The following is a 23,438-nucleotide window of genomic DNA, read 5'->3' as shown; positions in this document are numbered from 1 at the left end:
CGCGGGAGGTTGACCCGCGACCCGTCTCCCGGCGACACTCCGAACCCGGGATGTCCCCGTCGCGAGCCACGGTTGAAACTCCATCAGCACCACGATCCACTCGGGCTTGAGCAACGACTGCTGGATCGCCTGGTGTCGCTGCGCGATGAGGGTTCGGGTCCCCTGCTGATCATCGTCCCGACCCGCCAACTCTGCGACCATCTCTCACGAAGACTGCTGGAGCGATCTCCGGCGTGGCTGGGGGTCGAGATCGAACCCGTCGGTGCACTGGTTTGCAACATCCTCGCCGGCGAGGGGCTGGATCGCCGGGAGACCCTGGCAGAGTCGCAACTCGAGATGCTTGCGGAACGACACCTCCGTTCGACCGGAAGTCGGGACGAATGGTCGGCGTTCCTTCGTCGCCGTCCGAGAGCGCTCCGCCGGATGATGGCGGCCTTGAAAGATCTGCGCGAGGCGGATGTACCCGCGGCGGATGTCCGCGCCTCCGCAACGACCGAATCCGAAAACTCCCTGGCAACCTGGTACGACTGGTATCGCGAGACGATCGCCGAACAGGAGCAGGCGGGGCGTCTCGACGGCGCAGCTTCTGTCCAATCGGCGACATCGCTGGCGCGCGGATGGGCCGAACGTTACACGTCGATCCTGATCCACGGAGCCTACGACTGGATCGGCATCAACCTGAAGCTGTTCCAGCAACTGTCGCTCGGAGCGGCGGTGGAGCTCTTCCTGCCGTTCACACCGGGCCTCGCCGCAACGACGACTGCCGAGACATTCTGGGCTCGTTTCGGCGAGACTTCGCTCGGTGATATTCAGGTCTCTGAACCACCGCCAACGGACGACCCGCGATACGACCTCGCCATCCTGTTTGACGAGGACACCGATGCGACCGGCACCTATCCGGTAGCGATCGAGATGCTGGACTGTCAGGGCCCCCGTGCCGAGGTCGAGACGGCTATCGGACTCATGCAAGCGGCGATTCTGGACGGCGTCTCGGTCGATGAAGTGGTCCTTGTCGCCCGTGGGATCGATGCGTACGCGCCCAGTCTGGAAGCGATCCTCACCGAACAGGAGATTCCGTTCTCGTCCACCCATCGTGACACCCTGGCGCGAGTTCCATGGGTTCGCGAACTTCTGACGCTGATACGGGTCGTGCGTGAAGACTTCCCGCGCGCGACGACGATCGAGCTGCTGCAGTCGCGTCATATCGATCTGTCTTCCCTCTGCGGCGGCGCCGCGCTCCCCGGAGCCATCGCCGTCGAGGCGTGGAGTCGTGAGAACGGGGTCGTCGGAGGACGCGACGGCTGGGAAGAGGCGCTGGCCTCCTCGCCCGACGACAAGAGACCGGAACGCTTACTCGAATTCATCGAAGCCGTTCACGGGGCGATTGAACCGAACAGAGATCGCCGTTGGGCCGAGTGGGTGGAGCTGTTTCGCCGGGTCGTCGCACCGGTGGGGCAGGATTCGTGGAATACGGTGCTCGAGGAGATGGCTGGGCTCGCCGCTCTCCTGAAAGACGAGGTCGTCGGCTTCGGCGCTGCAACCCAGTGGCTCGAACAGGCCGTCGAGCGAACGGAGTATCAGCCGTTCGGCGCAAGGGACGGCTTGCGAATCCTCGATCTTCAACAACTTCGTGGCCAGACCGCCGACGTGGTGATCGGAATCGGGTTCCACGCCGGTCAGTTCCCGGCCTCGGTTCGGGAGGATCCGATCCTCGGTGAGGACCTTCGCCAACGACTGCAGCATCAAGGCCATCCGATATCGCTCCGAAACGAATCGGGCCTCGAGGAGCGACAGTTGTTGGTCGCCCTCGTCGGTGCCGCTCGCAGACGACTGATTCTCATCCGTCAGCGCGCGAACGATGCCGGACAGACCGTGGCTCCGTCTTCGTACGCCCGGCAACTGGACCGCCTGCAGAGCGTCCCGATGCTCGCATCGCGAGTTCCGTCCCACCCCCGTCACGCCCTGGAGCATGCGGTGTCGACGCGACAGATCCTCGATCCCAACGGGCTCTGGCTTCTGCGCGCCTTCCGCTCTCGCAATCGAGAGGACGACCGAGAACGACTGTGCTCTGCCCCCGAGTGGTCGGATGGGATGAGGATGATCGAGCAGACGGAGGACTTCTCCGGGGACGCCGGCATATTCGATGCGCGAGTGAAGCCGCGAGTGACGGAGGAACTCAGTGTCTCCGCGTTCGAACTGCTTGGGAAATGCCCGCTTCAGTACTGGTTCCGCCACGTCCTTGGCGTTCGCGCCCTGGACGAATCACCGCTCTTCGATAGCCTTTCCCATCGCACGATGGGGAGCGCGGTTCACGCATTACTGCAGCAGTGCCAGCCAATCCTGTTCAAGGAACGTCCCGACGTCGACCGGAACCGCGTCGAGGCCGTGATCGACCGACATTGGCCCGATACGGTGGGTGCCCTCGGCCGCCGACTCGCACGAGAGCTACCGGCACTCTGGAAATGGGAGGAGCAGCGCTGGCGACGAGCGATCGTCGATTTTGTCTGTGGCGACCTCGCGAGGATGGCCGTGGACAAGTGGCAGACGATTGAGGTGGAACAGCCTCTCGAGTTCACGCTGTCGGTGGGTGATCGGACCGTTACACTCCTTGGTCGTCTCGATCGGATTCTCACGGGGCGTGGCGAGGATGGTGGCACCACCACTCTCATCGGCGACTACAAGACGTCAAGATCGGTCAAGGATCTGGTCTCGCCCTCGAAGATTCTCCGTGCGGAGCATCTTCAGTCGGCGCTCTATTGGCGAGGGGTCGAAGGCGCGCCCGTGGAAATGCTGGCGATCTCGCCCGACGTCAAGCCCGGTCCACGTGATGCTATTGGGAACTTCGCCGGATTCGCCTCGGAAGACAAAGCCTCCGGATTCGAGGAGACCCTCGGGCTCGTCGCCCGTTTCCATATTCGAGGCAGTTTCCCGTTCTCCAGCGGTAGCCACTGCACGTACTGCTCGTTCTCTTCCGCCTGCCGACGATTGCACCCCCCGTCCGATCAACGCGAGCAGCTGGACATCGACGGGCGGCGGATCCGATCGGTCAAACTCAAATCGCTGAAGGCACCCCTCGTACCCGACGAGATTGCACCGGGAGCCGCGGATGGCTAAGGCGCCGTTGACCGACGCGACGGCCCGAGGGCGGGCCGCCACGGATATGAACTCGAACCTGGTCGTGCTGGCAGGTGCCGGTACCGGCAAGACCAGCCTGCTCATCGAGCGAATTCTCAACGCTATCGGCACCGGGATCCTGGCGTTGGATCAGATGGCCGCCGTGACGTTCACGGACAAGGCCAGCGCCGAGATGCGCGAGCGTCTGGGTAGCGGGCTCGAATCGCTCTACGCCGTCACCCGTGGCGATGCGCCACCGGACTCGGGGTCAGAAGCCGGTCGTGCGTGGGCTTACCTCTCACAACATCACGAGACGTCAGACATCAAGCAGAGGATCGTGGACGCACTGGATTCGCTGGAGACGGCCCAGATCACCACAATTCATGGCTTCTGCAGCGAGATCCTCCGTTCCCATCCACGAGAGGCGGGGGTCGACCCGGATTTCATCATCGACAAGGGCGAGCACGGTCAGCGGTTGTTCGAGGAGCGTTGGCGTCGGTTCCTCGGCGAGCAACTCCAATCGGATCATTCGGCAAACAGGAAGTGGACCGGACTGCTGGATCGACTATCGCTGAAAGACATCACCTCCATCGCGCGAGTTCTGGCGTCGTTTTCGATGGACGAAGACTCCGGCGCGCAAACGGGCGGGTCTCAGCAGGGGTTCCTGCGCGATCTGGCCACGCGTCCGGCCGATGCCATCGACACGCTCCTCAAGGGCCAACCGGAGTTCACGGCCAAGACCCGCGAGTACTCCGGCCGCGTTGCGTTGCTACTCCGTGCGTACGTCGACGAGGGTGCCGCGGGACTGAACAGCGTGATCGGAACCGACCGCGAAGCATTCGAGACGCTGATGGGACGGTCCATCACGCCGGGCGTCAAGGTCACCGATCAAGAGAGTGAAGCAATCCAGGAGGCCTTCAAGAGCGGCAAGCGTGTACTGAAGGCCCTGGGAAAGATCGACAACGATACGGTCGCCACACTGACCGAGCTGCTTCACTCATTCGGAGTGCAGTTTCGCCAAGCCATGCTCCGAAGCGGCTATGTGACGTTCGATGGCCTCCTCCGTCTGACCAGAGACCTATTGCGCCAATACCCCGCGATTCGCGACAACTATAAACGTCGCTATCGCATGCTGTTGGTCGACGAGTTCCAGGACACGGACCCACTGCAGTACGAGATCGTGTTCTATCTGACCGGCGTCGTAGGCTCGACCGAGCGGGACGCGTACGCAGAAGATCTCACGGCGGGACGACTGTTCATCGTCGGAGACTCCAAGCAGTCGATCTACCGATTCCGCGGAGCGGACTTCGATGCGTTCCGGCGCGCGGTGCTTCACATCGAGTCCTGCGGCGGGCAGACCCTCGACCTGATCAGCAATTTCAGGAGTGACGCCGCGATCCTTGCGGGGATCAACGACCTGCTGGACTCCCCTCTCTCCGGCTGGAACGCCGATAGTCGTCAGCCGGACTATGTCCGTCTTGGCGCCACCAGAGAGGGCAGCGAAGAGCGCCCGATCGAGATCTGGACGCTCGCCGGTGCGGCGGGGAAGCACGCCGATGAGCGACGCGCGATCGAGGGGCAGATCCTCGCCCAGGGAATTCAGGAGACCGTCCAGGACGGAACATTCGGCTACGAAGACTGCATCGTGATCCTACGAGCGATGACGTCCCTCCCGCTTTATGTCCGCCCACTCAGGGCTGCAGGGATTCCCTTTGTCGTCGACGGAGGTAAGCAGTTCCTTGAACGCGCCGAGGTCGTTCAATTCTTGTCGGTGCTCCGGACCGTCGCGTGTCCCGGCGATCAGGCGGCCCTGGTGGCCTATCTGCGGTCGCCTGGCGGCGGTGTCGACGACACCGAGTTGACGCGGTTCGCAGACGGCGGCGGTCGCTGGGTCTGGTCCGCTCAACACCCCGACCCCAAGCAGTACCCGACGCTGGCGCGACGCTTCGAAGAGTTGCGAACGCTCTCTCGCGAGATGTCCGACCTGACACCGGGCCTGGCGATCCATCACGCGCTTGAGTCCAGTCGTCTCCTGATCCTCCATGGCGCCGGGTTCGAGGGCCCACAGCGGGTCGCGAATCTGCGGAAGGTCGCGACGACCGTGGCGGACCGCGTCGCCGACGGGCGATTCGATCTGGCGGAGATTCTCGACGCCATCCATGCGGGACGTATCGGAGACCTCGATACCGAGGCCCCTCTGTCGGACGATGCGACGAGCGGCGTTCGAATCATGACCGTCCACAAGGTCAAGGGCCTCGAGGGTTCGGTTGTGTTCGTTCCGGACCTCGCACGCGAGTCGATGGACAACCGAGCGCCAAGCTGGAACGCACGGGTCGTGAGCGGCGGCGACGAGTCCTCCCACGCTGCCGTCCGTGGAACGACGATCTGCAACGAAAACGCCGCCGCACAGGAACTCCTCGATATTGAGCACGGACGCGCAGAGGGTCTGCGAGTCCTCTACGTCGCGCTGACCCGCGCTGCCCACCGTCTCGTCATCATGAATCCTCCAGGAAAGGCCAAGAACGACTGGCAACGCGCTCTGGCCGCGTGGGGCTACGATGTCGAATCGCCCCCCACGAACGACGGCACGTTGGATCATCCTGCCGTTCGACACCGATCGGTCACCGGCGGCGACGTCGAGCCACAGGTCACACGGGATGACACCCCTCTCGACAGTGGCTCGGTGGATCGCTGGGAGCAGGCCGCGAAACTCATCCGTGATTCGTCGACCTGCGGCTTTCACGCTCCGAGCGACCACGACGCTCCCGAGACGATCGCACCGATGGGCGATGGTCCACACGAGGCGAACGACTCATCCGACGTTGGACGAGCCCTCGGCACGACGCTTCATCTAGCCCTGGAGACATGGGACCTGAACGATGCCTCGCTGCTCGCCTGCGCGCGACGAATCGCTGAAACGCAGGCTGTGGCGTACGCGGTCGACCCGACATCGCTTGTGAGCTCGGCTGAAGCACTTGTAAGTGCGTTCCTGTCTTCGGATCTGGCAGGACGACTTCGAAACGCTGAGATCGTGGGCCGAGAAGTGCCGTTACTTCTACGGGACGATGATGGAAGACGCTGGCGTGGATCCATCGATCTGCTTTATCGCGACGCGCGCGACGGGCACGGCGGAATTGTGGTCGCCGACTTCAAGACCGACCTGGACACCGACCCGGATCGCCTGCGGGATCGCTATTCGAAACAGCTGGCGGTCTACGCCCGTGCCGTCAAAATGGCCCTGCAACTTCCGAGCTTGCCTCCGTGCGAGATCTGGGCATTGCGCAGTGGCGAGCGGGTCAACGCGGCCGCGGCCGACTAGACGGGGTCCGTAAACCGCGCGTACCTAGCTCGAGGGGGAGCTATGAAAAAGACATTGGGGATCGTCTCTGCCGTGGTAATCGCCGTCACGGGCGTCGTTTTCCTGGTCGGGCCAACCACGATCGCCCAGGAGTTCGACGAGGTCGTCGTCCGAAATTTCCCGGCTATCCAGCGGATCGTCGGCGATGTCGAGGTCACTGGCGTCATCGATATGGCCGAACTGACCTCGATCCAGGACGTTCTCGTCCCGCCGGTGCGACTCGATGAGACGACTCGTCTGGTGGATGCCGGAATCATCAAGACCGAGGGGTTTCCCTATCTGGTTCTCAGTCTGCACGGCGAGGTCAAGGGACAGGTTCAGCAGACCGGTGAGGTGGGCGTCGTTCTCCTTCCGGAACAACCTCGCATCCGACAGGCCTTCAACGAACAGGGTCTGCTCCATTTCTCCCTGCGTGCCACGGCGAACAAGGTGACACCGAGCTCGTCTTTCTTCGCTTCCGATCAGCCGCGCTACACGGTCGGGTTTCAGGCCTACCGCGCGTACGTTTACAACACGACCAACAAGGCCGTCACGGTCGACCTGTTCGCCTATCTGACGAATTAGGTCGTAGTGGATGGAACTCGGGACGATCATCTCCCCCAGTGAACCGGATCTTATCGACGCGACATTCGTCGATCGAGAGAAGCGGTTCACGGTTCATGCCCGTCTCGACGATGGGACGGTCGTGGCGACCCATCTGGCTGATTCCGGACGCCTCACCGGGTTGCTGAACCCGGGAGGACGGCTTCGACTCCGACCTGCCGCCCCCGAGAGCAAACGCAAGACCGCGTTTACCTGCTGCCTGGTCCATGCCCCGCGCGCTGACTGCTGGGTGTCCGTCGAAGCGGCACGCGCTAATCGTCACGCCGCCGTTCTTCTCGAGGCGCACCAGCTGCCCTGGCTGAAAGCCCCGCTAACCTTTCGACGCGAGGTCCCGCACGGGAATCATCGGTTCGACTTTCTCGTCACGGACGCGGAGGGCCCGTGCTGGGTCGAGGTCAAGTCGGTGAGCTGGGTCGAGGACGGAGAGGGCCTCTTCCCCGATGCACCGACACTACGCGGCGTCCGCCACCTGCGCGCGCTGGCCGACCTCGCGCGGAGCGGAGAACGAACGGCGTTGTTGTTCGTGGTTCAGCGCAAGGACGCACGGAGAGTCTCCGCCGCCGCCGACATCGATCCGGCATTTGCCGAGGCCCTGGATGCAGTCGCGAAGGTCGGCACCCATGTCGATGCCTGCCTGCTTGAACCTCGCTCCGATGGGAGCGTGCGCTGGCGACGCCGAATCCCGGTCGTCACGAGGACGACGACAGAGTAGATATCAGCGATGGTCGCGACGCATCTCCAGCCAGTCACTTAGACGGCGAGATTCGACCGGATCCAATTCCGCGTCGGAATAGAGACGGACGCCGCGATCCGCGACGGACCATTCACCGTTTCGCGCGGCGCTCGCCACTATCAAGGGCAACACCTGACGCCCGAGTCGATCGACGGACTCCTCGATCGACGGCAAGGCCATCAACTCCTGAAGGATATGCATCGCCTCGCGTGGCTTGTCTCGGTTACAGTGATCCTCGATTCTCTTGACGCCGGCGACCAGAAGTCGATCGACGGTGGATGTCCTGGACCCGAACGTCTCCCACTCACGAATTCCGATCCGGTAGGCCAGATCGAAGTCGCCTCGTTCGAATGCGATGCGATGCGCTCGCTCGAACAATCGTTGTACGCCCTCGGTCTGCCGCACGATGTCGCTCATGAAGCTTGCGGCGTCGGCAGCACCCGCCGTGGCCCGTTCCAGATCGCCTCGATCGATGGCATCCCATGCGACGTTCAGACGGGCGAGACCCGCCGCCGCCTCGAGCGGAACCTGCCAGTACATCCCCTCCGTCTGCTGGAGACGTGCGATCGGGTCTCGTCGGCGCGCCCGAAGCGGGTCGACTTGCTGACGGTTGAGTTTTCTTCCCCAGCGCTCGGCGAACCAGCCGACATCGAAACCGTCCCTTGAGGTGGTCTCGATATCTACAGCCCGGTCTCCGATGTGGATGCGGACCATGAGATGCCCGGGAAACGCGAGAATTTCCGGTCGGTAGCCCATCTGACGATAGACGAGACCGTAGAACAGGGTGGAAGAGACGCAGTTGTACATCCCGTATTCGACGAGTCCTTCAAGGCTGTCCGCCTCCTCGTTGTAGTGGCGGAAGACCCGATGTTGGATCCGGTTGTGAATACTGCGGGCCCGGCGATACCCCGGTGCGTCGTCCCGCGAGCGCACGATCGATTCGACCGTCTGACGGACCGCCGTCAAGCGTGCGTCGATCGCGTCCTCGGACGTCTCGCCATCCGCCGAGACGTAGCTGCGGATCAGTTCGTCGTCGATCGGCGACATCGCCAGCGACGGAATTGCCGCCAGGCAGAGAAGAGCCAGACAGGCCAATAGCCCTGGCATCCGTAATTGAATACTGTTAATCATCACATTACTTCTGGTTTGGTTTCCGCCCTCGCATCGCGAATATAGGTTCGAGATCGGGGCCAGGCAATTCCGTCGTGGATCAAAATGGTTTACAATCTGGCACTTGCAGATTCGTAATTCCGATGCCGAAATTCCCATTCACATCACACGCGGTCGGGCACATCGCGGGCAACGTCTATTCCGCGTTGGCCCACAAACTTGCCGGCTTTTCGGGCGAGGTCTACCCGCTCCATGTCGGTGACACATGGCTGGAACCGGCGATCGGGTGTCGGATGGAGGATCTGACGGTTGACCGCTACCCCGGGATGCATCGCTACGCGCCACCCCAGGGACGGCGTGACCTTCTGGAGGCCGTCGCCGAGCGGACGGCGCGGCGCAGCGGCCTGGCGGTCACCCCCGAGAACCTCCTGATCAGCGCCGGCGCGACCGGCGGCCTGGGCGCCGTGGCCGGCGCGCTCCTTCAGCCCGGCGACGACGTCCTGGTCCTCACCCCCTACTGGCCGCTGATCGTCGGTATCCTCCGTTGCTACGGGGCCCGGCCCGTGCCCGTCGACCTACTGACCGACGGCGAGGCCGAGGAGATCAGAGGTCGGCTGGATGCCGCCCGGACCGACGCCTGCTCTGCGATCTATCTGAGCACTCCCAACAACCCCAGCGGACGGGTCATCCCGGCCGCCTGGATCGAGGCAATCGTGGATTGGGCAGCGGAGCACGACCTGTGGGTCTTCTCCGACGAGGTCTACGAGGACTACGTGTATGAGGGCGAACATGCACCCGCCCGCCCGTTCTCGCCGGAACGCACGTTCTCCGTTCATTCGTTCTCGAAGGCCTTTGGCATGGCCGGCAACCGGTGTGGCTACGTGGTCGGTCCGTCCGAGCGGATGGCCGATCTCTGCAAGGTCAGCACCCACGCGTTCTACAGCACGCCGACCGCCAGTCAGATCGCCGCCGTCCAGGTTCTCGACGGGCGGGGCGACGACTGGCTTGCCGATGTTCGCCCCCGCTACCGTCAGGCCGGGAAAGATGCCGCCGACCAGCTGGGGCTGGCCGCTCCCCAGGGGAGCACCTTTCTCTTCATGGACGTCGCCGACCAACTCGATGAGCGCGGCCTGATCGGGTTCCTCGAGGACTGCGCCGACGAGGGTCTGTTTCTTGCGCCGGGACCGAGCTTCGGCCCCCATCCGACCCACATCAGGATCTGCTTCACGGCGGCCCGGCCCGAGGTTGTCGGTCGTGGCGTCCGCCTTCTCGCCCGGCGTCTCGGTCGCTGACGAATCGATTCCCGAATTAGTGCTGACACCGACGGCAGTAGAAGGTGCTTCGCTGCTGCTGAACCTCACGTTCGATGGTTCCGTCGCAACGTCGACAACCTTCTCCGTCCCGCCCATACACGAAGAGGTAGTTCTGATACGAGCCCTCGACGCCGTCCGCATCTTGAAAGTCTGAAAAGGTCGTCCCACAATTTCGAATCGCACGACGGAGAATCTTCTTTGTCGCGCGGGTCAGGTTTGCGATCTCTTCGTCGTCGAGATCGCACGCATGACGCTGGGGCGCGATGTGAGCCTCGTGAAGAATCTCCGAGGCGTAGATGTTCCCGAGACCCACGAGGCGGTCCTGCCGCAGCAGCCAGGTCTTGATGGGTGAACGACTGTTCCCGATCAGTTGACGGAACCGTCGCGGCGTCAGGCGGCGAGAGAGGGGTTCTACCGCGTTGGGAAGGATATCTTCATGACGCTCCCGCCAGCCGAAGGTACCGAAGCGTCGCGTGTCAACAAATAGAAGTGAGCCTTGATCCAATCGAAAGCGGGCTCGCAGGTGAGGTATCGACACACGGGGATTCTCGTGGACCAGGAGCCGCCCGGTCATCCGAAGATGCACCGCCAGCCACCACTGCGGTCGTCGGTCGTGTGTCAGCTCGAAGATGACCTGCTTTCCGGCCCGAAATACACTGGAAATCACCGCGCCCGCCAGCGGCGGGGGCGTTTCTCGCCGGAGCAGGTCGTCAAGAATCGTCAACCGCCGAATCACACGTCCCTCGACGCGGGCGCTCAGCTGACGTGCGACAGTCTCGACCTCGGGAAGTTCCGGCATCGCCGCTCATGCTAGCACCGGCCGGTCCTCGTATACTGCCCGCGATCTTCTCAAGACTCATCCGGGGATTCCATGTCGCGATTCGAACTGATCGCTTTCGATATTGACGGAACACTTGTACACGGACCCAACGGGTTTACGGTGTGGGAAGTACTCAACGATCACTTCACCGGTGTACCGGAAGTCAATCGCGAGCGCTACGCGCGCTACAAGCGCGGTGAACTGTCTTACGCCGAGTGGGTTGCACTGGACATCGAAGGCTGGCGAGACGCGGGCGCGACACGCGAGACGATCGTCGGCGCCCTGAGTCCTCTCCGGCTCATCGACGGTGCGACCGAGACGCTACAGAAGCTGAAAGCCGATGGCTGCCTTCTCTTTGCGGTTACCGGAACCCTGGATCTGATGTTAGAGACCCTGTTTCCCGATCATCCTTTCGACGAGGTCTACGCCAATCACATCGGGTTCAACGACGACGGCACGATCGGTCACTGGCGTGCGACACCCTTCGACATGGACGGAAAAGCGAAACTCCTACGCGCACTGGCGATGCGTCACGGGGTGCCCCTGGCCCGGACCGCTTTCGTCGGCGACAGTTCGAACGACGTATGGATTGCCCGCGAGGCGGGATTCACCGTTGCGTTCAATCCCGCGTCCGACGAACTCGTTGAGATCGCCGACGTCGAGGTTCGCTCCGAGGACGCTCGCGATCTATTGCCCCACCTGACCGGGTCGTCTTGAGTCCCGACGTCGCACCCTATCTGGGCCCCACCGCCTGCCTGACCACGGCCGGACTCTGGGCGATGTCGGTCTACCTCTTCAGGGGCCCGATCGAGTTGCATGGGGCACGCTCCGTCAACCTGATGAAGTGTTCGATCGCGGCGGTTCTTCAGGGCGTGACGGTCCTGCTGCTCGGACAGTTCCATGCCTTGTTCGAGGCACCGATCCGGAGTGTCGTCCTGATCGGCATTTCGGGGATCATTGGTCTGACACTCGGCGACACCTCTCTTTTCGCGGCGATCGCACGTCTCGGGGTTCATCGGACACTCCTGCTGCAAACGCTCTCACCGGTGTTCGCTGCCATCACGGCTGCGTTGGTCCTGGACGAACAACTGACGCCCAGGATCGCCGTCGGCGGCCTGGTGATCCTGTCCGGGGTCGGCATGGTTGTCGCCCCCTCTCGCAGGTCGGGATCGGGAGGCGATTGGAAATTGCTGGGAATCCTCTTCGCGGTTCTCGCTGCTCTCGGGCAGGCCGTCGGGCTCGTGTTGGCAAAACAGGGCATGGAAGACGTCGCGATCTTGCCGGCCAGTTTCTTGCGCCTGGGCTCCGCGGCGATTGGTTTGCTGTTGCTTGGTTCGGCGGCGGGTGGACTCTCGCGGCTTCGAGGCCTGATCGGCGATCGCAACTCCCTTGCACGAGTCGCGCCCGGAACGCTCTTTGGGACTTACATCGCCCTGTTCTTGATGATGGCCGGAATCGCGTGGTCGCCGGCGGCCGTAAGCTCGGTTCTTCTCTCCACGGGGCCGGTGTTCAGCCTGATCTTCGATCGTTTCGTGGTTGGCCAGGCGATCACGCCGCGTGCCCTGGCCGGCACGCTTCTGGCCATCGCCGGAGTGGCGGTCGTCAGCGGCGCTTAGGGCGCGGTACAGGCCTGAGCGTTCAGATTCTTCCGAGGGAGTTCCTGAGACGTGAACCCGAGAGAGCCCTCCCCGCACACGTCGTTCCACGAACGCACCTGATAGAAGAAGACATCTCCGCTTGGCGGTAGTTCGGTGTCGTCCGCCTGCGGCACCGCCAGATTGGCCTCGAAACAGGCCCCGTAGTCCGAGAACGCAATCCCGGTGGTGTTGCGACTGACGGTCCATCGATCCGCCGCCGGAGCGACACCCCACACGAGCCGCACGTCGTGAGTGCCCAGTCGCTCGGCGTTCAACACGACCGCGACGGGATTCGCCCGATCATCTCGATTTGGGAAGCAATCACACTCGTCGCCGACGCCATCCGAGTCAGCGTCGAGTTGCTGCGTGTCTGAATCCGCGAAGCAGATATCGCAGACATTGCCGATGCCGTCCAGATCGTCGTCCCTCTGAGCTGGATTGTTCGTGACAAGACAGTTATCCGTATCCTCACAAACGGTGTCGCCGTCTGCGTCGTTCTCGATGTTGACGGGACACGGGTCGCAGACGTTTCCGAACGCATCCCCGTCCGTGTTCTCCTGCCCGCCATTGGTATCGACGGGGCAGTTGTCCATATCGCCGCAGACGGCGTCACTATCGGCGTCGTTGAATGGATCCAGCGGACAGGCGTCGCAGGCGTCGCCAAGAAGATCGCCATCCTGGTTCACCTGTGGGCTGTTGGATGTCGTGGGGCAGTTGTCCACATCGGCGCAGAGACCGTCTCCGTCATCATCGTCGAGCGCGTCGAAGGGACACGGGTCACAGAGGTCGCCGGTCGCATCGCCGTCGGTATTGGCCTGCAATGGGTTCACGGTCGTCGGGCAGTTGTCCACGTCTCCACAGATCGAATCGAAATCGCCTCCATCGTTTGCCGCATCGAACGGGCAGGCGTCTTCCCCATCACAGATCGCGTCGCCGTCGTCATCCATGGCCAGGCTACATCCGCAAACACCGGCGGCGACCTCGAAGTCCGGGTCCCGGGTCCCCTGCGGCGGTGCCCCGGGGCTATCCCAACTTCCCTGCTGAAGTGCGCAGTTCTTGGCCCGGACCAGATAGAACCAGGCGGCTCCGGAGGGAGGCTGCCCGAGGGCATCGGTCGAGGGGCCGGGAAGCTCCTCCGCGGAACAGGAAACTCCGGCGGCCGCGAAGTTGCCGTCGCTCATCTTCAACGCGCCGAGCTCTCCACGGACAAGTTGGTAGTTCATTGAATCGGGAAGCGGGTCCCAGGTCATCGCCGTTTCGGTTGTGAACCGCAGATTCTCGATGGGCTGCGGGATGCCGCTGACCACGCAGATGTACTGCGTCTCGGTGAGTTGATCGCTGCCGGACACGTTCGATGCGGTCAGGCTAACGTCGAAAATCCCGGGCTGATCGAAGACCATCGTCGGGCTCGGCTGGATGCTGTCGACGATCGCGTCGCCGTCGCCGTCCCACTCCCAGCTTGTGGGTTCGTTCTGTGTTGCGTCCGAGAACGTAACCGAGAGTGGGAACTGCCCCACCACGGGGTGCGCCGAAAACGCCGCGACCGGCGATGCGGGAACCGGCCCCTTCACGATCGTGAACTCGTCGAGCTTGACGCCATCCTTCGAGAGAAAGACCGCGTCCATGCGCGGACCGTCGATATCGATGACGACGGAGCCAAACTCGTTCATTCCACGCAACATGACGGGATGATCCAGGTCCCCTCCACTCAGTTTGCTGGAACTACCCGCGACGGTATGAACGATGCCGCTATGGGGGTTCGGCCCGATCATCGGCTTCGTATAGGCACCGGTTCCGTTCACATCGCCGTCTCCACCATCCAGGCGCATCGTCATCTCATTGAACGTCTCGGAGTCTCCGTAGTGTCCGTCCGTCGGATAGCTCCGCTCGTAGCTGTGACTGTGGCCGGTGAACGTCAGGTCGACACCGTAGTCGTCCAGGATCGGGACGGCGAACTGACGCATGTCGATCATGTTGAGGAGGACATCCGAATTGTGACTCCCGCGACTGTAGGGAGGGTGATGCCAGAACGCGACGATCCAGTCCTGGGCGGTAGCCGCCAGATCGGCCTCCAGCCAGCCCATCATGCCTCCATCATCTTTCCGATAAGTATCCTGCGAATCCAGCACGATGAAGTGAATCGATCCGAAGTCAAACGAGTAGTACGCCTCGGTACCGGATGCCAGACCACCGACCTCCGCCATCCGTGGCAACGTGAAGACGTCGTAGTAGACCCCGGACTCCGTCGGCGAATCGGCGCTGGCCGCATCGTGATTGCCCAGCGTCGGCCAGAGGACAGACTTGCGGAGCATCTGCGGGAACCAGTCGAATAGTTTGTCCTGGTATTCCTGATCGGTACCGTTCGGATACGCGTTATCGCCCAACATCAGCCACAGGTCGGTGTGGGTGGTTCCGGTGTAGGCGTAATACGCATCACGGACCTCCGCAGCCTCGGTCGAACCCTCACCGGAATCTCCAAGGATCCACATGCGTGTCCGGCGCGACTGCCCCGGCAACGGTGACGTTATGAAATAGTGGTTGCCGTCGTCACCGGCCAAGATCTCTGCAGGAGACCCGACGGCATAGTCATATCGCTGGCTATGTTCCAGTCCGACGAGCTCGACGACATGATCGGTCGTCATTACCAACGACTGCATTGTTAGGTTCAACCCGTTGGCTGGAGTTCCGTAGTCGACTCGACTACCGGTGGCGATATCGGTTCGCCAGCGGATCGTGATGCGATCATCGCCGCCCATTTGCAGGTAGGGACCACGGGTGACCTCAACGGCGAGGGTTGACGAGCCACCGAGAAACGCAGCAGCGAGCAGGCAGGCCAGGGCCCACGGGTATCGGTCGTGTCGCCTCCCGGCCCTCATCGTCTCCTCCGTACAATTGAGGATACGGGGTAGACGGGCAGAGGAGAACCAATTCCTGGGAGAAATGATCACCGACGCGCTTGTGTTTTTCGGGATTGTCGTCGTTTTTGCCGGTTGAGTCGGCAATCGGTCGTCAGAGTTGGCGGACACCGCCGTCGTCACCCACGAGCACTTCATCGGCACGACGCCTCGCGAAGATGCCGTGGGTCACGACTCCGGGAATCCCGTCCAACTGCCTCTCCAGCGCCTCTGGATTTTCGAAGTCGAGATCCTGCGCATCGAGAATGACGTTTCCATTGTCCGTCGTGAATCCGTCGCGAAGCTCACATCGCCCACCGAGCCGAGCGATGCGGTCTTGCACCAGTCGAACGGCCATCGGAATGACCTCGATGGGCAACGGAAACGTTCCCAGACGGGTCACACACTTCGTATCGTCGACGATGCAGAGAAACGTCTGCGAGACCTCGGCGATGATCTTCTCCCGGGTCAAGGCGCCGCCACCACCCTTGATGAGTCGTCGTTGTTCGTCCACCTCGTCCGCTCCGTCGATGTACAGCGGCAGGGACGACTGGTCGGCCAGCGGGACGACCTCGATTCCGCACTCCCGCAACTGGCGTGTCGATGCCTCGGAGCTGGAAACGGCCGCCTGGATCGGGTGAGGCAAGCTGGGCAAGAGTTCGATCAGGCGATCCACCGTCGAACCGGTACCGACGCCGAGAATGATCCCCGCGGGTATCCGCTCGAGCGCCGCCCGCGCAACGCCATGCTTCTTGTCGTCCTGATCCCGACGTCCCATCATTCTCCCTCTTGCGGCTTCAGGATGACGCCCTGCATGCCTTTACTATCCATCTTGATCGTCAACGGCTTCGAGAGATGCAGGTGGCGAACGAACTCGCCCTCGTCCGCCGCCGGTTGCGCGGCCAACCAGGTCCAATCGACGGCCCCCTCACCGGCCTCCGGGTTGACCGTGAAGTAACCGGCCTCGCAGGAAGTCAGGTTCTGGAAGAAATGGGTCCCCTGTGACGGCGTCACCCTGAAGTCCTTGAATCCCGCCTCGACGATGACGCGGGCCCCTGCAATCTGATTCCAGGTCACCGGGATCCCGAGGAACGGGTCGGTCGATCCCCATCGACCGACACCAATCAGGAGGTATGCGGTGCCGGCGTGCTGAAGTCCCGCGTCGAAGCGCGCCACTTCGGACGCCGCCTCGCTGCTCCGCATCCGATCGAAACGATGGTAATCCACGACGAGAATATCGTGCAGGTCATCGACGATGCCGTGACCGAGGATGCTCTCGCTACGACAGAGGATCCGCGACGCCAGTTCATCGCCAATCTCGACGTGTCCGCCGCCACCGGCGATCGGCAAGGGACGCATCTGCAGGAAACCGAACTCGGCAGAGCGCTGGGGCGACGCGAGGTTGACGGCGAATTCGATCTCTACCGGCCCCGCCATACAATCTCGACCCACCTCCAGAAGACCGGACATGATGTCCGACAGCGGAAACAGACCGTGTTTCAGAACCGACGCGAAACTGACGACCCGAACGCCGGGTCGTGACGTCCCGTCGGTAATGGAATCGTTGTCGGGAGAATACGTGGATCCGATCGCGGCGAGTGTACCGTCGCGTTCGGCGACTCCCAGGTCGTAGCGAGAGATCTCGAGCTCCGACACGCCACCGGACTCGTGACCCGACTTCAGATCCAGCGCATAGAACTGCCGCTGGGAGTTTCTCAACACGTCATCGACCGACGAGAAACCGGGCTGATTCAGAGGGTATTTCGGACAGAAACGAAGCGCATTGCCGCCATCCACGACGGCCATGCCGAGACCCAGCGCCACGGCGGTGATGCCGTCGTCGGAGGTTGCCGGGGCGACCGGGTAGAAGTTATGCGACCGACCGACTCCGGAAAAATCCGGGTAGAACCGCGCCCCGTGCTGGCGCCCCACGATCCGCTGGATGAGCACCGCCATCTTCTCTTCCTCGAGTCGGTACGGCGTGATGTCCAGGAAGCCCTTGGCGCGGTTTGAAAAGGTCGAGGCGTACACCTGCTTGATCGCCGCAATCAACTGCCGCAGACGGACCGCCGGGTCCGGGTCATTGTTGGGCAGCATGTAGGTCTGATAGACCCCGGCGAAGGCCTGGCTGTGGGAGTCCTCAAGAAGTCCGGAAGAGCGAACGGCCAACGGATAGTCCGCGAACTCCAGGAACCGTTCCAGATCGCCGCTGCAACTCTTGGGAAATGGGGCGAAGAGGAACCGTTGCTCCAGCTCGGCGTCCGAGGTGCAGCTCAGCGCGAAGTCGTCGAGCCCGTTGCTCGTCAGAAACTCGTCGAAGATCTCCGTCGCGAGCACCGCGGCCTGAGGCACTTCGATGGGAATCGTGGGGAACTGCTGCTGAACTCGATACTCGTTGAGGACCCGATTGACCAGTGCCAGACCACGGGCCTTTCCTCCGAGCGACCCACTACCGATTCGCACGAGGCACGACGACCCGTCGTAGTCCTCCCGATTAAAATCCGCGACGACGCTGCGACGACGCTCGGTGCGATAGTCCTGAACCGAACGAATCAACTCTTCGCGAAGATGCTCGAGATCCCGAAAGTCGGCGATGCTGCGGGCCTTCAATTTCTCGGCCAGCTCGAACTCCGTCCGAGCCTTCAACCACATGGAGAAATGATCCCGTTCGCCGTGGAAGGCGAGAGTCTCCGCCGGCACGGTAGGGAGTTTTGCAAGGAGACTCTTCAGATCTCCAGCCCGATCGATCTCCTCTCCCTCGCTGGTCTGGAATACGAAATCGCCGAATCCGAATTCCCTCTTCAGAAGCCGACGCAACTGCGTCAGGAGTGTGGGCGAGCCCTTGAGGAGGAAGGCGGCGTCCTGCGCCCGGGCCAACTCTTCGTTTTCCGGGATGCTGGATTGCAGGATGACCGCCAGATCCGGCCTCTGCTTGCGTGCCGCCGCGATGAAACTCAACCCGGCGTCGCGTGTCTGAGCCCCCCCCCGTGGAAACTCGACGTCGGAGATGATCCCCATGACCTGATCCTCGTAGGTCTCGAAGAAGTCCCAGGCGGTCTCGTAATCCGTCGCCAGGAGCACCTTCGGACGCGCACGCATTCGAAGCATCTTCTCCGAGAGATTGAGGCCCTCGGCGAGTAACCGCTTGGTGTGAATGGTGATTTCCGAGTAGATCGTCGGCAGAAACGACGAATAGAAACGTACGTTGTCTTCGACGACAATAATGGCCGGGACGCCGGCGACGCCGGCGTCATGGCCTACGTTCCGCAAGTCCTCGACCTGCTGAACCATGGCCAGGAGGATGTCGACATCACCTCGCCACAGGAAGACGTTGTCGAATACCGACATGTCATTCCCGGCACTAAAATCGGTCAGCTGTCGATTGTTGTAGGCCAGAAGAATGACCGGCGTCTGCATTCCCAACTCGCGCAGACGGGTCGCCAACTCGCATGCGTCCATGTCGTCCACGTTGAGGCTGGTGACGACCATATCGATGCCCGCACGCTCGCGACAGATACGCAGCGCCTCCTCGCCGGTGGAGACCCGGACGACATCGGGATGATGACTGAGATTGAGTTGCAGAGACTGGCGGAGAAGGGCCTGATTTAACTGGCCATCCTCCGCCAGGGTAAACGAGTCGTAGAGACTCGAAACCAGCAGAATATGCCGGACCCGGTGGCGCATAAGATCGTGGAAACGGTTGCGAGACCGTGTCCTGAACTGCTGCTCGTCGGGCCCGCGACCCGTCACATAAGACTCCTCAAACGAGTCCCTGGTCCATCATCGAATCGGCAACCTTGAGGAAGCCCGCGATGTTGGCACCATTGACGTAGTTCCCGGGGGTTCCAAACCTGTCGGCGGCCTCGACGCAGGTCCCATGGATCGCCTGCATGATTCCGTGTAGTTTTCCGTCGACTTCCTCGCGACTCCATGCGTGCCGCATGCTGTTCTGCGCCATCTCGAGGCCGGAAACGGCAACGCCGCCGGCGTTGGCTGCCTTTCCGGGTCCGTAGAGAATTCCGGCATCGACGAATTGGTTGATGCCGTCGATCGACGTCGGCATGTTGGCGCCCTCGGAGACCACGTTGACGCCGTTGGCGAGCAGATGAGCGGCATCCTTGTCGTTGATCTCGTTCTGCGTCGCTGACGGGAATGCGCAATCGGCCTTGTGGTTCCACAGAGGGTTGGACGCCGCGTCGGCCGCCGTCTCGGTGTAGACGGCCCCCTTGAACTGATCGGTGTACTCCGCGATCCGACCGCGTCGATTGTTCTTGAGGTCCATGACCCACTGCAGTTTCTTTCGATCGATTCCAGACTCGTCGTAGATCACACCACTGGAGTCGGACAGCGTCACGACCCGAGCGCCAAGGTCGAGTAGCTTCTCTGTCGTGTACTGCGCGACGTTGCCGCTGCCGGAGACGAGGCAGACCTTGCCTTCCAGAGTCTGGTTCTTCGTCGCTAGCATCTCTGCGGCGAAGTAGACCGTCCCGTATCCCGTCGCTTCGGGACGAATCAGTGAACCACCCCACGCCAGTCCCTTGCCAGTAAGCACTCCGGTAAACTCATTGGCGAGTCGTTTGTACTGGCCGAACAGGAAGCCGATCTCTCGCCCCCCCACGCCGATATCTCCGGCGGGGACGTCGGTGTTGGGTCCGATGTGTCGGAACAACTCCGACATGAAGCTCTGACAGAACCTCATCACCTCGTTGTCGCTCTTGCCCTTGGGATCGAAGTCGGAGCCGCCCTTGCCGCCACCCATCGGGAGAGTCGTCAGGGCGTTCTTGAATACCTGTTCGAACGCGAGGAACTTCAGGATCCCGAGGTTGACCGACGGATGGAAACGAAGCCCGCCCTTGTACGGTCCGATGGAACTGTTCATCTCGACGCGAAAGCCACGATTGACCTGCACTTCGCCTGCGTCGCTCATCCACGGGATGCGAAACATGATGACCCGTTCCGGCTCGATGATCCTCTCGGCGATGCGTGCTGCCCGGTATTCAGGATGACGGTCGAGCACGACCTCGAGAGACTCGACGACCTCGTGGACTGCTTGGTGAAACTCCGGCTCTGCCGGATTCTTGGCCTTCACATCTTGCAGGAGTCCGTTCAACAACTCGCTCATCGCTCCAATCCTCCTCGGTGGATCAATTTAACCAACGACCCCGCAGCCGATGCGTCCCCCAGCGGCGCCAGTCGGCTGTGACGTCAGATCGTCTTGTTTCTCGTGAATGATGATCGCCCTGCCGACGATATCATTGGCATCGCCGGAACCAATGGACCAGAGATCGGTATTGAAGGTGTGCTCCGCGGCGCCGGTCTCATCGACCTCGAAGTTCCCGATATCGCCGAGATGAAACGCCTCGCCGCCCCACGCACCGTGGTCGACCGCGGTGGGGTTCCAGTGCCCTCCGGCAGACGTGCCATCGTCGGCACTGCAGTCGCCGACATCGTGAAGATGAACGGCGTGAACTCCGGGTGGGGCGTTCTGCACCTTGAGGACCAGAATGATCATGCCGTCGTTCTCGTAGAACTCCGCAGAACCGGTCAGCGTGCTTCCACTCTTGGCGTCGACCGTCGCGGACACGGTCGGGTCCCCTTCAGGAACATGGACGCCTTCGAGAGCGTCGTGGGCGGCTTCGGCATGTTCGGCAGCCGCCTGGTGAGCCTTGTCGCAGCCTGCCGCGGCGATCAGAACGATCGCGAACGAGAGGATGACGAAGAGAGTCCGCATTTGCATCATGATTCCTCGCATGTTGGATTTCGTCTCATCGCGCCGGCTGGCACCGACATCGATATTATGCCCGAATTCCACCGTCTCCGGCCTAGGATTCGCCGTCAAACAATGACGAATCGACCGTGGTCGGCAAGGTCACGCTGAGCCCCGGAACCGTCTCCATGGCCCGACGGATGGCCGTGTTCGCGTTGGCGTTGGTCGCCCATGCACGCCGCGCGAGTCCGTTACAGACGTCCCAACTCATCATGCTCTTCATCCGCCGGTCGGCGTCGCTCGTCCCGTCGGCCAGCAGGCCGAATCCGCCGTTGATCGCCTCGCCCCAGCCGACGCCGCCACCGTTGTGGAGGCTGACCCACGTCGCGCCGCGAAAGGCATCTCCGATCACGTTCTGCACCGCCATATCCGCGCACCAGGCACTTCCATCTTCGATGTTGGCGGTTTCGCGGTAGGGAGAATCGGTTCCCGAAACGTCGTGATGATCGCGTCCCAGCACGACCGGACCCTTGAGTCTCCCCTCTCGAACCGCGTCGTTGAACGCCAACGCCAGGCGCTTCCGACCCGGCTCGTCCGCGTAGAGGATGCGCGCCTGGGAGCCCACGACCATCTGGTGGCCCTCGGCCTCGCGGATCCAGCGGAGGTTATCCGCGAGCTGCCCGCGAATCTCCGGAGGGGCCTCGCGATGCATCGCCTCCAGGACGTCGGCCGCGATACGGTCGGTCGTCCGCAGATCTTCGGCGTCCCCGCTGGTACAGACCCAACGGAACGGGCCGAACCCGAAATCAAAACAGAGGGGGCCCATGATGTCTTCGACGTAGGACGGATAGCGAAAACGCCCGTCCGCCGCGTCGATATCGGCACCTGCTCTTCGGGCCTCGAGGAGGAAGGCGTTGCCGTAGTCCCAGAATCGGGTGCCGGCATCGGCCATCCGGTTGATAGCGGCAACGTGGCGCCTGAGGGACTCCTGGACCTGCTCTCGGAATGCCGCGGGGTCATCCCGCATCAATCGGTTCGACGCCTCGAGACTGAACCCGACCGGGTAGTAACCGCCCCCATAGGGGTTATGCAGGGAGGTCTGATCCGAACCGAGATCGACGCGGACGTTCTTCTTCGCGAGGTGCTCCCAGAGATCGACGACGTTTCCCAGATAGCCGAGCGAGAGGGGTTCGCGAGAGGACCTGGCCGCTTCAATACGTCGAACTACCTCATCGAGGTCGGTCGCGACCTCCTGCAGCCAGCCCTGTTCGTGCCGTTTGTACAAGGCTCGTGGGTTGATCTCTGCGATCACGCAGATGGCGCCCGCGATGACGGCAGCCTTCGCCTGAGCGCCGCTCATTCCGCCGAGCCCGGACGTGACATACACACGTCCTGCCAATCCTTCCGCGTCATCGATATCGAGGTAGCACCGACCCGCGTTGAGCAACGTGATGGTCGTTCCATGGACGATGCCCTGAGGTCCGATGTACATGAAACTCCCCGCCGTCATCTGACCGTAGGAGGTCACCCCGAGAGCCGCGAGACGTTCGTAGTCCTCGGGCGTGCTGTAGTTCGGCACGACCATGCCGCAGGTGACGACGACGCGCGGCGCGTCCGGATGCGATGGAAAGAGCCCAAGGGGATGCCCGGAGTAGAGCACGAGAGTCTGCTCGTCCGTCATCTCGGCGAGGTATTTCATCGCCAGTCGGTACTGAGCCCAATTCTGGAATACGGTGCCGTTGCCACCATAGGTCACGAGTTCGTGCGGAAACTGTGCGACCGCCGCATCGAGATTGTTGTGGATCATGAGCATGATGGCGGCGGCCTGCCGGCAGCGCGCCGGATACTCGTCGAGCGAGCGCGCTTTCATCTCGTGATCGGCCGGACGCAGGCGCCGCATGTAGATGCGACCGTCCGTCTCCAGCTCTTCGCGAAACTCGTCGATCAGGTCGGCGTGTTGCGTCTCGGGAAAGTAACGCAGGGCGTTGCGCAGGGCCTGCCGCTTCTGCGCGGGGTCCAGGACGGATCGCCGTGCGGGAGCATGATCGACGGTCGAGTCCTGCGGGACGAGGGGCGGAAGCTCTTCCGGTATCCCCGCGAAGAGCGAGTTCCGAAACGACTCTGCCGAATGATCGTGACCCATGGACGG

General features: G+C 62.4%; 15 protein-coding genes. 7 read left to right on the top strand and 8 right to left on the bottom strand.

Translation table 11 applies throughout. The features are described 5' to 3' along the window. Positions 1 to 72 precede the first annotated feature (72 nt). The 4 genes from OES25_00235 to sfsA are packed head-to-tail and all read left to right on the top strand — an operon-like array spanning position 73 to position 7,787. Positions 73 to 3,114 carry a PD-(D/E)XK nuclease family protein gene (locus OES25_00235; GenBank protein ID MDH3626065.1) on the top strand — a complete coding sequence of 1,014 codons (3,042 nt, stop codon included), beginning with the start codon at positions 73 to 75 and terminating at the stop codon, positions 3,112 to 3,114. Continuing rightward, positions 3,107 to 6,433, top strand: coding sequence for a UvrD-helicase domain-containing protein (locus tag OES25_00230; GenBank protein ID MDH3626064.1), 3,327 nt, complete (start codon positions 3,107 to 3,109; stop codon positions 6,431 to 6,433). Before OES25_00235 ends, OES25_00230 begins: the two co-directional genes overlap by 8 nt. Positions 6,434 to 6,475: 42 nt before the next feature. Further along, on the top strand, positions 6,476 to 7,036 hold the full coding sequence (locus OES25_00225; protein ID MDH3626063.1) for a hypothetical protein: 561 nt from the start codon (positions 6,476 to 6,478) through the stop codon (positions 7,034 to 7,036). Positions 7,037 to 7,046: 10 nt separating this feature from the next. After that, positions 7,047 to 7,787 (top strand): DNA/RNA nuclease SfsA, encoded by a 741-nt coding sequence (gene sfsA / locus OES25_00220; GenBank protein MDH3626062.1) that lies wholly within the window; start codon positions 7,047 to 7,049, stop codon positions 7,785 to 7,787. Positions 7,788 to 7,790: 3 nt separating this feature from the next. On the opposite strand, the gene OES25_00215 is transcribed toward sfsA, so the two are convergent. Continuing rightward, positions 7,791 to 8,915: a hypothetical protein gene (locus OES25_00215; protein MDH3626061.1), complete on the bottom strand. Its 1,125-nt coding sequence runs from the start codon at positions 8,913 to 8,915 to the stop codon at positions 7,791 to 7,793. Positions 8,916 to 9,061: 146 nt separating this feature from the next. Here OES25_00215 and OES25_00210 point away from each other — a divergent pair, with 146 nt between their 5' ends. Next, entirely contained in the window at positions 9,062 to 10,210 is a 1,149-nt protein-coding gene (locus OES25_00210) for a pyridoxal phosphate-dependent aminotransferase (GenBank protein MDH3626060.1), read from the top strand. A gap of 16 nt (positions 10,211 to 10,226) precedes the next feature. Here the strand turns inward: OES25_00210 and mutM are convergent, their stop codons facing one another. Continuing rightward, a complete protein-coding gene (gene mutM, locus OES25_00205; GenBank protein ID MDH3626059.1) occupies positions 10,227 to 11,030 on the bottom strand; it encodes a bifunctional DNA-formamidopyrimidine glycosylase/DNA-(apurinic or apyrimidinic site) lyase in 804 nt (267 codons plus the stop codon). Positions 11,031 to 11,102: 72 nt separating this feature from the next. Here mutM and OES25_00200 point away from each other — a divergent pair, with 72 nt between their 5' ends. Continuing rightward, positions 11,103 to 11,768 (top strand): HAD-IB family phosphatase, encoded by a 666-nt coding sequence (locus OES25_00200; GenBank protein MDH3626058.1) that lies wholly within the window; start codon positions 11,103 to 11,105, stop codon positions 11,766 to 11,768. Beyond that, a complete protein-coding gene (locus OES25_00195) occupies positions 11,765 to 12,667 on the top strand; it encodes a DMT family transporter (protein MDH3626057.1) in 903 nt (300 codons plus the stop codon). Before OES25_00200 ends, OES25_00195 begins: the two co-directional genes overlap by 4 nt. Here OES25_00195 and OES25_00190 read toward each other — a convergent pair. From OES25_00190 to OES25_00165, 6 genes are all read right to left on the bottom strand, one after another. Continuing rightward, positions 12,664 to 15,564 (bottom strand): metallophosphoesterase, encoded by a 2,901-nt coding sequence (locus OES25_00190; protein ID MDH3626056.1) that lies wholly within the window; start codon positions 15,562 to 15,564, stop codon positions 12,664 to 12,666. The genes OES25_00195 and OES25_00190 overlap by 4 nt on opposite strands. Positions 15,565 to 15,697: 133 nt before the next feature. Continuing rightward, positions 15,698 to 16,363 carry a ribose-5-phosphate isomerase RpiA gene (gene rpiA, locus OES25_00185; GenBank protein ID MDH3626055.1) on the bottom strand — a complete coding sequence of 222 codons (666 nt, stop codon included), beginning with the start codon at positions 16,361 to 16,363 and terminating at the stop codon, positions 15,698 to 15,700. After that, a complete protein-coding gene (locus tag OES25_00180) occupies positions 16,360 to 19,332 on the bottom strand; it encodes a response regulator (protein ID MDH3626054.1) in 2,973 nt (990 codons plus the stop codon). The genes rpiA and OES25_00180 overlap by 4 nt, the downstream gene beginning before the upstream one ends. A gap of 10 nt (positions 19,333 to 19,342) precedes the next feature. Next, on the bottom strand, positions 19,343 to 20,704 hold the full coding sequence (gene gdhA, locus OES25_00175) for an NADP-specific glutamate dehydrogenase (protein MDH3626053.1): 1,362 nt from the start codon (positions 20,702 to 20,704) through the stop codon (positions 19,343 to 19,345). 27 nt (positions 20,705 to 20,731) lie between these two features. Beyond that, positions 20,732 to 21,322 (bottom strand): superoxide dismutase family protein, encoded by a 591-nt coding sequence (locus OES25_00170; GenBank protein MDH3626052.1) that lies wholly within the window; start codon positions 21,320 to 21,322, stop codon positions 20,732 to 20,734. An 82-nt stretch (positions 21,323 to 21,404) separates the two neighbouring features. Next, positions 21,405 to 23,432, bottom strand: coding sequence for a urocanate hydratase (locus OES25_00165; protein ID MDH3626051.1), 2,028 nt, complete (start codon positions 23,430 to 23,432; stop codon positions 21,405 to 21,407). Between the last annotated feature and the right edge of the window lie 6 nt (positions 23,433 to 23,438).

This window comes from Acidobacteriota bacterium (assembly GCA_029861955.1).
GTDB lineage: Bacteria > Acidobacteriota > Polarisedimenticolia > Polarisedimenticolales > Polarisedimenticolaceae > JAOTYK01.
This window is presented reverse-complemented; position numbering and strand designations above follow the sequence as displayed.

Coding starts and splice junctions, on each gene's coding strand:
- sfsA (MDH3626062.1), top strand. CDS start 7,047: ATGGAACTCGGGACGATCATCTCCCCCAGTGAACCGGATCTTATCGAC.
- OES25_00170 (MDH3626052.1), bottom strand. CDS start 21,322: ATGATGCAAATGCGGACTCTCTTCGTCATCCTCTCGTTCGCGATCGTT.
- rpiA (MDH3626055.1), bottom strand. CDS start 16,363: ATGATGGGACGTCGGGATCAGGACGACAAGAAGCATGGCGTTGCGCGG.
- gdhA (MDH3626053.1), bottom strand. CDS start 20,704: ATGAGCGAGTTGTTGAACGGACTCCTGCAAGATGTGAAGGCCAAGAAT.
- OES25_00230 (MDH3626064.1), top strand. CDS start 3,107: ATGGCTAAGGCGCCGTTGACCGACGCGACGGCCCGAGGGCGGGCCGCC.
- OES25_00165 (MDH3626051.1), bottom strand. CDS start 23,432: ATGGGTCACGATCATTCGGCAGAGTCGTTTCGGAACTCGCTCTTCGCG.
- mutM (MDH3626059.1), bottom strand. CDS start 11,030: ATGCCGGAACTTCCCGAGGTCGAGACTGTCGCACGTCAGCTGAGCGCC.
- OES25_00190 (MDH3626056.1), bottom strand. CDS start 15,564: ATGAGGGCCGGGAGGCGACACGACCGATACCCGTGGGCCCTGGCCTGC.
- OES25_00200 (MDH3626058.1), top strand. CDS start 11,103: ATGTCGCGATTCGAACTGATCGCTTTCGATATTGACGGAACACTTGTA.
- OES25_00210 (MDH3626060.1), top strand. CDS start 9,062: ATGCCGAAATTCCCATTCACATCACACGCGGTCGGGCACATCGCGGGC.
- OES25_00215 (MDH3626061.1), bottom strand. CDS start 8,915: ATGCCAGGGCTATTGGCCTGTCTGGCTCTTCTCTGCCTGGCGGCAATT.
- OES25_00225 (MDH3626063.1), top strand. CDS start 6,476: ATGAAAAAGACATTGGGGATCGTCTCTGCCGTGGTAATCGCCGTCACG.